The sequence below is a fragment of the Streptomyces sp. NPDC005794 genome (assembly GCF_042871445.1).
Taxonomy (GTDB): domain Bacteria; phylum Actinomycetota; class Actinomycetes; order Streptomycetales; family Streptomycetaceae; genus Streptomyces.
In genome coordinates this window covers 40,071-50,837 of record NZ_JBIAIN010000006.1, presented here as the reverse complement: position 1 = coordinate 50,837, position 10,767 = coordinate 40,071, and the positions used below count along the sequence as shown (strand labels likewise).

The 10,767-nt window shown below is 68.9% G+C and carries 8 protein-coding genes; all 8 read right to left on the bottom strand.

Features of this window, described 5'->3' with window-relative positions; genetic code table 11:
• Positions 1–81: 81 nt before the first annotated feature.
• The 8 genes from ACFYQ5_RS11595 to eccD all read right to left on the bottom strand — a co-directional run bounded on the left by ACFYQ5_RS11595 (position 82) and on the right by eccD (position 10,712).
• Positions 82–453 (bottom strand): hypothetical protein, encoded by a 372-nt coding sequence (locus ACFYQ5_RS11595; protein ID WP_351279569.1) that lies wholly within the window; start codon positions 451–453, stop codon positions 82–84.
• A 2-nt stretch (positions 454–455) separates the two neighbouring features.
• Positions 456–911, bottom strand: coding sequence for a YbaB/EbfC family nucleoid-associated protein (locus ACFYQ5_RS11590; protein WP_389196486.1), 456 nt, complete (start codon positions 909–911; stop codon positions 456–458).
• 190 nt (positions 912–1,101) lie between these two features.
• Positions 1,102–5,706 carry an AAWKG family protein gene (locus tag ACFYQ5_RS11585; protein ID WP_389196484.1) on the bottom strand — a complete coding sequence of 1,535 codons (4,605 nt, stop codon included), beginning with the start codon at positions 5,704–5,706 and terminating at the stop codon, positions 1,102–1,104.
• A gap of 122 nt (positions 5,707–5,828) precedes the next feature.
• Positions 5,829–6,293 carry a type VII secretion system-associated protein gene (locus ACFYQ5_RS11580; protein ID WP_389196482.1) on the bottom strand — a complete coding sequence of 155 codons (465 nt, stop codon included), beginning with the start codon at positions 6,291–6,293 and terminating at the stop codon, positions 5,829–5,831.
• 134 nt (positions 6,294–6,427) lie between these two features.
• The gene (locus ACFYQ5_RS11575; RefSeq protein WP_389196480.1) at positions 6,428–6,736 is read right to left on the bottom strand and encodes a WXG100 family type VII secretion target; all 309 of its coding nucleotides are present in this window, start codon (positions 6,734–6,736) and stop codon (positions 6,428–6,430) included.
• A gap of 94 nt (positions 6,737–6,830) precedes the next feature.
• Positions 6,831–7,166, bottom strand: coding sequence for a hypothetical protein (locus ACFYQ5_RS11570; RefSeq protein WP_389196478.1), 336 nt, complete (start codon positions 7,164–7,166; stop codon positions 6,831–6,833).
• 468 nt (positions 7,167–7,634) lie between these two features.
• A complete protein-coding gene (eccB, locus tag ACFYQ5_RS11565; protein ID WP_389196476.1) occupies positions 7,635–9,254 on the bottom strand; it encodes a type VII secretion protein EccB in 1,620 nt (539 codons plus the stop codon).
• Between the two features lie 48 nt (positions 9,255–9,302).
• Positions 9,303–10,712, bottom strand: coding sequence for a type VII secretion integral membrane protein EccD (gene eccD, locus ACFYQ5_RS11560; RefSeq protein ID WP_389196475.1), 1,410 nt, complete (start codon positions 10,710–10,712; stop codon positions 9,303–9,305).
• Positions 10,713–10,767: the final 55 nt, after the last annotated feature.

Sequence of the window (10,767 nt, the reverse complement as noted above, 5' to 3'; positions counted from 1 at the left end):
CGGGGACCGCCCAGAAGCCCGTGCGGGCAGGACGGAGCGGCCGCTCCCGGCGTGAGGTGGGAGCGGCCTGCGGCGCGTCTGTCAGCGGCGCCCATGCCCGCCCGAGCCGCCGTCGATTCCGTCGGTGTCGATGCGGTTGGTGCCCTGCTCGACGTTCTCGATGTTGTGGTCGCGGGTGTCCTTCATCATCCGGACCTGGCCGAGCGTGGCGTCGGTGATGCCCACCAGCGCATCGCGGATGGACAGCATGGTGTCCTTGGTGGTCTGCCGTTCCTTCTGCTCCTGCGGCCTGGCCTTCTCCGCGAACTCGCCTTCCGTGCCCGGCCACTTCACGGTGGGCGCGAGTTCGTCGAGGAATTCCTCGGTCATGCTCCTGGTCAGGGTGCCGATCTCCTCGAGCTGCTTCGCCAGGGCCTCGATGCGATGCGGGTCTACGTAGTACCGCTGTCCCATCGTCAGTCCTCTCCCTCGTCGCCGATGGCGTCCCGCCAGGCGGGGGCGCCCGGAGCACCACGACCCGTGTCCGCGTCGTCCTCGCGCAGTACCTCGGGGCCGAAGATGCGCTCCCAGTCCATCTCGAAGCCCTTCAGCTCCGGCACATTGCTGCTGGGCTCGGCGAAGGGCGCCATCGCCTGCATCACATGCCGGTTCATCTTCAGGCGCGCCGCGCTCGCCGCCTCCAGGACGCTGGCCGCCAGCTCCTGCGGTGACATGTCGCGGTACTTGTTCTCCAGGAAGTCGATCCCGGTCAGCTCACCCTGCGGGCCCGCCGTGGCACGGACCGCACGGTCGGAGGAAAGCGCCGCGAACGACGCCGTCCGCAGCTCGCGCTCGGTGCGCGCGACTGCCTCCTGGGCCGCCTGCAGTTCGGCCATGGCCTTCTCCAGGCGCTTTTCCAGCGGTTCCGTCATGCTCGCTCCCTCCCTCTCCGTCGGTCTTTCCGTACGTCCGGACGCCCCCATACCCAAAGGAGTGCGTCCGGGTCCTGGTCTCCGGTACTACAACCTGCTCTGCTGATCTTGCCTGGTGAGACCCCTCAGCGGAAGTCTGGGGTGGGTCGGGTTCGTTCCGGCGCGGTGGTGCGCCGGACCTGAACGGTGGTCACCGGCCGATGACGGACGGGGTTCCGCCCTCCTCGGTGCCCCACACGTCCGCGTCCTCCTCCAGGTAGTCGGCGGACGTGGTGGGCCTGCGGCCCGGCTCGTTCTCCTCCGCGGGGGAATCGCCGCCGGTGGTGGACACCCGGGAGGCCGGGGCCAGGAAGGTGTCGCTGTCCTCCTGGCGGTTCCACGGGCTGCGACGACGGCGGTTGCGGCGTTCGCTCTCCTCTGCCGCGTCGACCAGGACGGCGCGCACCCGCTCGCCGTTACCCTTCTCGGCTCCCCCGCCCATGCCGCCCATGCCGCCGCCCATCGGCATGCCGGGGCTGCCGGGCGTGCCCGGGGTGCCGGGAGCGCCCCCGGCGGCGGAGGAGGCGAGCGGGGCGCCCGCGCCGGCGGTAGCACTGTCGGACAGGGGGGCGACCCCGCCCGCACCGTCCAGGGAGACGGAGCCCGCCGCCGAGAGGCCGCCGCCGGAGGCGGCGGTGCTCGCCTGGCCACCGCCGAGGCCCAGCTCGGAGAACGGCACGTCCCGGCTCGTGGTGCCGCCGCCACCGATCCCGCTGCCGCCGCCGGACCCGTTGAGACCGCCGAGGCCGTCGAGGCTGCCCAGATCGCCGAGAGCGCCCGGACTGTCCAGGTCTACGGACGTGTTGAGGTCATTCAGGTCCACCGTCTCCGTTTTGCCCTGCGGGTCGGTGATGGTGGCGACGCCCGTTTCCGGGTCGATGATCTGGGTGGAGCCGTCCGGGAAGGTGGTGTTCAGCAGGCCGTTGTCCAGGAAGGTGGTGGAGCCGTCCGGGTTGGTCACCTTCGCCCCGTGGGTGAGATCGGTGTCCACGGTGGAGCCGTCCGGGCCGGTACTGGTGAACGTCCCGGTCTCCGGGTCGAAGACGGCCTTGCTGCCATCCGCGAACGTGGTGGCGAAGTCGTCGTTCAGGAGCTCGGTGTGCCCGCCGGTCGGGGTCTCCAGGCCGTTGATGGAGCCGATGTTCCCCAGGTCCCCGAGTCCGTTCGAACCGTTCAGGTTCCCGAGGCTGCCGAGGTTCTCGGTCGTCGTCGTACCGTCCGGAGCCGTGGACGTGGCCTGACCGGTCGCCGGATCCACGACCTGGGTGGTGCCGTCAGGGAACGTGGTCGTCAGCTTCCCGTCATCACCGAGCGACGTGACCGACCCGTCCGAATTGGTCACCTCCATGCCGTTACCCAGATCCTGCGTGGTGACACTGCCGTCCGGATTCGTCGTGGTCAGCACACCACTGTCCGCGTCGAACTGCGTGCTGCTGCCATCCGGGAAATCGGTCGTCAGACCACCGTCACCGAACTGAGTACTCCCCCCGGTCGGCGTGTCCAGAGAGCCACCCGCACCGCTGAGATTCCCCAGGTCCCCGAGACCGTTCGAACCGTTCAGGTTCCCGAGGCTGCCGAGGTTCTCCGTCGTCGTCGTACCGTCCGGAGCCGTGGACGTGGCCTGACCGGTCGCCGGATCCACAACCTGACTGGTCCCGTCCGGGAACGTGGTCGTCAACTTCCCGTCATCACCCAACGACGTGACCGACCCGTCCGAATTGGTCACCTCCATGCCGTTACCCAGATCCTGCGTGGTGACACTGCCGTCCGGATTCGTCGTGGTCAGCACACCACTGTCCGCGTCGAACTGCGTGCTGCTGCCATCCGGGAAATCGGTCGTCAGACCACCGTCACCGAGCTGCGTACTACCCCCGGTCGGAGTATCCAGAGAACCACCCGCACCGCTGAGATTCCCCAGGTCCCCGAGACCGTTCGAACCGTTCAGGTTCCCGAGGCTGCCGAGGTTCTCCGTCGTCGTCGTACCGTCCGGAGCCGTGGACGTGGCCTGACCGGTCGCCGGATCCACGACCTGACTGGTCCCGTCAGGGAACGTGGTCGTCAACTTCCCCTCATCACCCAACGACGTGACCGACCCATCCGAATTGGTCACCTCCATGCCGTTACCCAGATCCTGCGTGGTGACACTGCCGTCCGGATTCGTCGTGGTCAGCACACCACTGTCCGCGTCGAACTGCGTGCTGCTGCCATCCGGGAAATCAGTCGTCAGACCACCGTCACCGAACTGCGTACTCCCCCCGGTCGGCGTGTCCAGAGAGCCACCCGCACCATTGAGATTCCCCAGGTCACCCAGGTCATCGACGGAGGTGGTGGGCAGGTCGGAGTTGATACCGCCGAGATCTCCCAGGTCCCCGAGACCGTTCGGGCCGTTCAGGTTCCCGAGGCTGCCCAGGTTCTCGGTCGTCGTCGTACCGTCCGGAGCCGTGGACGTGGCCTGACCGGTCGCCGGATCCACGACCTGGGTGGTGCCGTCAGGGAACGTGGTCGTCAGCTTCCCGTCATCACCGAGCGACGTGACCGACCCGTCCGGGTTGGTCACCCGCGTGCCGTCGCCCAAGTTCTCCGTGGTGACGCTGCCGTCCGGATGCGTGGTGGTCAGCACACCGCTGTCCGCGTCGAACTGCGTGCTGCTGCCATCGGGGAAGTCGGTCGTCAGACCACCGTCACCGAGCTGGGTACTCCCCCCGGTCGGAGTGTCCAGGGAGCCGCCGGCACCGCTGTTCAGGTCACCGAGACTGCCGAGGTTCTGGGTGATCGCCTCGTTGGCCGCGTCGGTGGCGTTCTTGGTACCGCCCGGGCCGTTGTTGAGGTTACCGAGGCTGCCGAGGTTCTGGGTGACGGGCGGCGCGACCCCCGTGGGCGACTGGTTCTCGCCGCCAGGGTTGTTCACGTCGCCGAGGTTGCCGAGCTCCTCGGTGATCGTGTTGTTCAGGTCGTCGGTGCCGCCCTGGCCGTTGAGGTTGCCGAGATCGCCGTTGCTCTCGGTGACCGGGACGTTCAGCAGGTCGTCGATGTTGCCGAGGTTCTGCTCGCTGACCGCGTTCGGATCGTTGATGCCGCCGAGGCTCTCCTCCACGGCCTTCTGCTGCTCCTCGGCCTCCCGCTTGGCCTCTTCCTGCTGCTGCCGCTGTTCCTCACGCAGCTCGTCCTGGTACTTCTTGTCCTCTTCGCGCTGCTGGTTCTGCTCGTCCCGCAGCTCGTCCTGGAGGTTCTTCGCCTCTTCCTGCTCGAGGCGCTGTTCCTCACGCAGCTCGTCCTGGTACTTCTTGTCTTCCTCGCGCTGCTGGTTCTGCTCGTCCCGCAGCTCGTCCTGGTACTTCTTGTCCTCCTCGCGCTGCTGCCTCTGCTCCTCGCGCAGCTCGTCCTGGTACTTCTTGTCCTCCTCGCGCTGCTTTTCCTGCTCCTCGCGCAGCTCGTCCTGGTACCTCTTGTTCTCCTCGTTCTGCCGGTTGACCTCCTCCTTCTCCTCCTCGAGCTTCCTCTCCTGGTAGTCCTCCGAGGCCGTGCTGGTCGACTTCGGTTTGGGGACGTTGTCGGAGAAGTCCTCGCCCAGCTCGAGAAAGTGGTTGTTCAGGGCCGACTGCACCTGGGCCGCGGGCTTGCCCAGGTACTCGTCGACTCCCTGGGTCCAGATCTTCACGGCCTTGTCGCCGACCTTCGCCCAGTTCGCGATGTCCGTGAGGTCGCCGTACTCGGGGTGTACCTGGGAGAAGCCGCCCTTCGGGCTGTGGCTGACGGTCGTCGAGTAGCGGTTGCTGTAGGACTTGATCTCCGTCTGGGCGACGTTGTTCGTGTCCACCCACTGGGCGAGGTCGTCCAGGACGTAGCGCAGCACCCGGTGCGGGTCGTAGTACGAGGAGTTGGCCCAGGTCAGCCACGCGTCCAACAGCTTGTCGGCTGAGTCCACCAGGTACGAGCGGCCCAGGGACAGTGCCCGCGAGTACACCGTGTTACCGGTTCCGGCCTCGTCCCCGGTTCCGATCGAGGAGTTGAAGGTCTCGACGTAACTGTCGTAGTTCTCACGGATCTTCTTCAGCAGGCTCCGGAAGACCTCAGCCGCCTCGCCCTTCCAGCTGGCGTCCTCCCGCGCGAAGCGGTCCTCCCAGTCCTTCAGCACCGTCGCGTGGTCCTTGAAGAACTTGGCCGCGAAGTCGAAGGAGTCCCCTGTGGTGTTGAAGGAGTTCAGGTCCACCGCGTCGGTCCCGGACACCCCCAGGTTGCTGAACCGGGCGTCCTGCGTGCTGCCGCCCAGCAGCCCGAGGAGTGCCGCCCGCGGCCCGTTCATGTACCGGGCGAGCGGGATCGTGCTCATCTTGTCCTTGTTGTAGTCCGTGAACTCGTTGCCTTCACGGACCTGCGCGTCCTGGACGTTGTCGGAGCCAGGACCGTCGAAGATGATCTCGTCGCCGGCCTTCACACGGCCTTCGAAGACGATCCGGGCCTGCATGATCGACCGCTTCTTGCCGCTGTCGAAGAACCAGATGTCGTAGTCCTCGCCCTTGTTCGTCAGGAAGCCGGAGTCCTTGACGAGCAGGCCGAGGCTGCGCTCCTTGATGTCCATCCGGAAGAGCTTGCCGCCGTGGTCGGAGCGGAGCGTGTCGAAGACGGTGCTCCGGTCCGGGACCGGATAGCCGGTGATGTGGGTGACCAGAGTGGCCCAGGTATCGGTCGACGCGTCGCCTGCGTTGTCGAACTTGTCGATATTAGCAACGGAGTTGGGATCGTACCGATCGGCCACCGGACGCCCTTTCTGGTCGGTTGTCGTCCGTGTCGGCGCACGGTCTCTTCGTACGGCTGTCCAGCCGGGTTCTTCTCACGCGAACGTGCGGGGCGGCAAGGGGTCCGCCGCCACGCGCCGGGTCAGGTGGTCTCTGTCTCCGACGACCCGCTGGTGAGCGTGTCGACCTCGTCGAAGGTCTGCAGCAGTGTCTGGGCGTCGATCGCGTCCAGGTTCTTGTCCTTGGTCTTGTTGGCCTCTTCGATGGTCTCGGTGAGCGCTTCCTTCAGCTCCTTGAAGAGGTCCATCTGGTCACCCAGGAGCTTGTCGATGGCCTCGGCCGCGGTGCGGACGCCCTCGATCAGCTTCGGCCCCGAGACCAGGGGTTCGGTGACCATCTTGCCGATGCGCAGGAGTTGCTTGTCCTGGTCGAGGTTGTCCGGGGTGGTGTGCCCGTCGACCAGGTGGCCGAGCGGCCGGATGTGGGACCCGTCGCCGTCCTCCCGGTGCTTCTTCGCAGCGGTGTACACCGGCTCCACCTCGTTGTCCCGGAAGTTCTCCATCTGCTTGAGGTCGAAATGCTTGACGTCGGCCTTCTCACCAGCCATGGGACGTCCTCCTGCCGTTCGGTACCGGACGGAATACGGGCCGGCCGGACGAAGAGGAGTCCGGCCGACCCCAGGGGCCTCTCGGGCCGGTTCATGCCGGGGCGGGTGCCCCGGCATGAACCGGACGGAAGACCTCAGCGAGCCCGCACGCTGCCCCAGTTGTCGGCGCTCTTGCGCTCGTCGCGTGAGTGGTTGTCGTGGATGCTCTGGACCAGATCACCGCTGTCGCCGAGGAGCAGGGCCATGTTCTTGGTGGCCTGGTCCCACTCCGCCTGGACTCCGCGGTACATCGACTGGTCGTCACCCTCCCAGGACAGCACGAGCGGCTTCAGCTCGTCCTCCAGGTTGTTGAGGGTGGTGATGATCTGCTGGGTCTGGCCCTTCAGCTCCTCGATCGCGTTCCGGACCGTGGAGTACTGCACATCGATGATGCCGTCGGCCATGACGTCTCCTCTCGGGTGCCCGGGCGCCAAGGCCCGGGAAGCTCACGGGTGCCGGCCTCCCCGAAGGAGGCCGGGTACCGCAGTGGGGGGTGGGTCAGCGCAGTGCTTCGAAGACGCCCTGGCTGGTCTTGCTGTTGAGCACCTCGGTCAGGTCCTGGTTCTCCTTCGCCAGGCGGTTGGCCGAGGTCACGTTCTCCTGGAGCGCGTCGATCATCTTGCTGATCTGGACGACGACCTTCTGCGCCTCGGAGTTCCAGCTGCGGAAGAGCTTCAGCAGCGCCTGGCCCTCGTCACCGCCGACACCCGAACGCGCCGCCACCTCAGCCACGTTGTTCTGGATCTTCTCGACCGCGGCCCGGGCCGACTCCAGGGAGGAGACACCTCCCAAGCCCTTGGCATAGTCCGCTTTCCTGCCGGAACCGTCCGCCATGTCACGCTCCCTTCGTTCAGGCGAGTCTCCTCGCACCGTTGCCCGCTGAGGCTAAAGAGAATCCACCGTCCAGCGCAACGTATGGAGAGAAGTTTTGAGCATAAGGCAGCCCATCGGAATCCCTCCAGAGCAATGGAGTTGTCCCAATGTTTCCGCGAAATGAACGCGACTCACCCGACCGACCGGAGTGACGGGGTGTCAACACCACATCCCGGGCGACGCGGTCAGGAAGCGGGCGGTCGATCGTCGGAAACGGTCGCCGGGGCGGCCCGTTCCCGACGAAGCGGGCGCACCCCCGGGATGGGCCGTCACGGACGCGGCGGTCGTAAAAGTTTGAGCTAATTCTGAGCTTTCTCATCACACTCGATGCATGACGAATCAACCTCAGAGCGACGAGAGTTCAGCGTAAAGTTACACCGAACCTCCCCGTCTCCTTCTTCAACTCCGTATGCGGTATTTGCCGGAATTTTAGGACGTGGAGCCGGCCGCGCCGGACGCACTCTCCGTGGACGCCTGGTCCACCTGGTCCACCTTGCCCTTCCCGGCCTTCTCGGCTTTCTCCCCGCCCTGTTCCCGCCCCTCGCCGCTACCGCACCGCGGAGCCGTGACCTTGGTCTCCGCGGCGCCGGAGGCGGCGGCCGGGTCCAGGTCGGCCCCGGTCGGAAGGGCCGCCAGCAGGGGTGCGGGGACCGAGCTGATGTCTCCCTCCGCATAGCCGAGCGCCGCCAGGGAGTCCTTGGCCGAAACTCGATACTTCACGCCGTTCTCCGCCACCAGGTAGGTGGTGCCGGCGTGCGCGGCGCCGCTCGCGTGCAGGGCCCGGACCAGGGCTCCGCGCCCGGGCCGCACCACCGTGGCGTCCGTCCTGACACAGGCCGCCTCCAGCGGCTGAGCGGTTCCCTCCGACACGGCGACCGGGGCGAGCTCGGCCAGCGGGACCAGCACCGACTTGATCCGCGCGCCACCGTTGTCGCCGTCCACCTGCGCGCAGAGCGCGGTACCGCGCGGCGCCGACTGCGGGTCCGGCGGCGTCTCGGGGAGCTCCGCGGACCCGGCGGTGCCGGAGTCCTTCGCGCTGTACTCGCGCAGCGCGTCCGCACCGACCGCGCGCACCTCGGGCGACTGCCCCTCGTAGGCGTCCTTCTGGGTGGCCGGGTCGCCCAGCACGAGCGCGGCGCCGAGCCGGGTCAGCGGCACCAGGCCGTCCTTCTGCAACAAGTGGTACGTACTGCCGCCGCCGGGCACGCTGACCTCGAACAGCTGGCCGATCCGGCTGGCTTCACCGCCGAGCGCCGGGCCCTCCTCGCCACGCCCCTGAACCTCTGGCGGTTTCAGGGCGGGGCCGGGGGCCAAGGCGTCGAGGAAGGCCGCCGAGACCGGCATGGGCTGCTCGGAGCCGTAACCGAGAGCGTTGCGGGCGTCGGAGGCGCGGTCGAGCGCCAGCCTGCTGCCCCGCCACACCAGGTACTCGGTGCGGTCCGGTCCGCGCACGAGCACCCCGCGGTCCGCGCCGATGCCTCGGGAGTCCAGGGGTGCCCCGGTGACCACCGTGGTGGCCCCCGGCTTCTCCACCCCGGCGCCCACCGCGGCACCGGAGGTGCTGGCCGGCGCTCCGCCCGGGCCGGTGACGCACATGTGCCAGGCGCCGTCGTCGAGCTGGCCGGGTCCGGGCAGGGAGTCCGGTGCGCCGGGGATGCCGGCCGGGGCCCCCACGGGGATGTCCTGCAGCGAAGCCGTGGCGACGTCCACGGTCGCCAGGTCGGAGCCGCCGATCAGACGCGCCGAGGCGTAGTTGCGTACCGGGTGCAGTACGCCGTCGGTACCGGTCCACAGGTACCGGGCACCGGTGTCGCGGTTGACCACCAGGTTCCTCGCGTCACGCCAGCCGTCGTTGCCGCCGGGGCGCAGCAACCCGTACACGGTGGCGCCCGCACCGATCAGGACGGTCACCAGAACGCCGAAGACCACGCCTCGGGTGGTGCGTCCGAGCGGGCTCTCCGGGGCGTCCGGGTCGGCCGTCAGCAGGCCCGAGCTGAGCCTGCCCATCATGAAACCGTGGGCCTGTACCTGGTCGCGCTTGGACTGCACAGCCTCTCCTCAACTCGTTCTCCATGTAACGGCGTACGGCTGTGGTGATCAGCCGAACAGGCCGCGCAGCCAGCCGAAGAGGCCTGCCACCCACAGGCTGAGCGGCAGCAGCGCGACGGCGAGGCCGGTGTGCGCCAGCTCCGCGGCACGGCCCCAGTAGGGCAGCACCCGGCGGCCGGGCACCGTCCAGGACGCGGTCACGAGGCCGGCCGCCGCGGCGAGCACCACCCCGAAGACCACCACGCGGCCGTCCGCCCCGCTGTCGACCGCCCAGGCCCGGGCCATCAGCAGCAGCCCCAGGACCCCGGGCAGTGCCAGGGTCAGCCGCTGCCCGATGTGCACCAGGCCCCGGCAGTGCAGGAGCAGCAGGAGGCTCATCGCGAGTCCGGTCAGCACCTCGGGCAGGTCCGGCTTCTCGGCGAGGACCACCAGGGCGGCCGCGGCGATGGTGCCGGTGGCGGCGAAGAGCGCGGTGACCCAGCGTCCGGCCAGTTCGGTGCGTTCGGCGACCTCGTCGCCCGCATAAGGGTCGATGCCCTCCTGGAGCTGTCCGGCGGTGGACGGCAGCGCCGGCATCCGCATCCCGGCCAGCTTGAAGGCGAAGGGCGCCACCGCCCCGGCGGCCAGGGCGATCACCGTCGCCACCAGCGCCACCGCGGCCGGCACGTCCAGGCCCGTGTACCCCATCAGCGCCCCGGCGATCGCGGTGGCCACCGAGACCATCGCGGTCGCCAGCAGGGCCGGGGCGCCGACCGCGGTGGCGGCGAGCGCGAGGACCGCGCCACCCGCCCCCGCGGCGCCCGCCGCCAGGAGCCGGGCGCCCGCTACCTGCCCCGCGTCGGGGCCGGTCAGGTCTCCGCCGGGCAGCACCCAGCCGACCAGCGCCAGGCACGGTGCGACCAGCAGGCCCAGCGCGGTCGCGGAGAGGCGGTCACCGACCGCGCGGCTGGCGGATCCCGCCCCCGCGAGCAGGAGCAGCCCCACGAGGGCCGCACAGGCCGCCCGGGAAGCGCCGGAGCTGGTCGTCACCCCCGGCCAGAACACCAGCACGAGGGCGGTCACCACCGTCGCCACCGCGGCGCCCACCAGCAGGCCGCGGGCCGCGCCGGGGTTCCAGGTGTGCAGGCGGCGACCCACGGTCTCGGCTATCCCGTCCACCAGGTCGTCGAGCCGCGCCTCGGGCAGCGCTTCGGTGTGCGGGCGCAGGTAGAGCACGGCACCGTCGGCCAGCCCGGCGCGTGCCAGGGTGGTCTCCTCGTCGAGCGGGGCGTCGCCCAGTCGCTGGAGCACCCAGCCCGCGTGGTCGAGCCCGGCCTCCTCGGCCTCCTCGCCGACGTAACGCAACAGTGTGGGCAGCAGGTCGGCGACCGGTACGTCGGCGGGCACCGCCAGATCGATGCTGACGCTCGGTGCACGTACGGTCAGGCGGCACGATTCGGCCACTGCGCTGTCGGTCATCAGCTGAACTCTCGTCTTCCGGAAGGCTTTGACAGGAGGACTTCCCCGCGAGAGG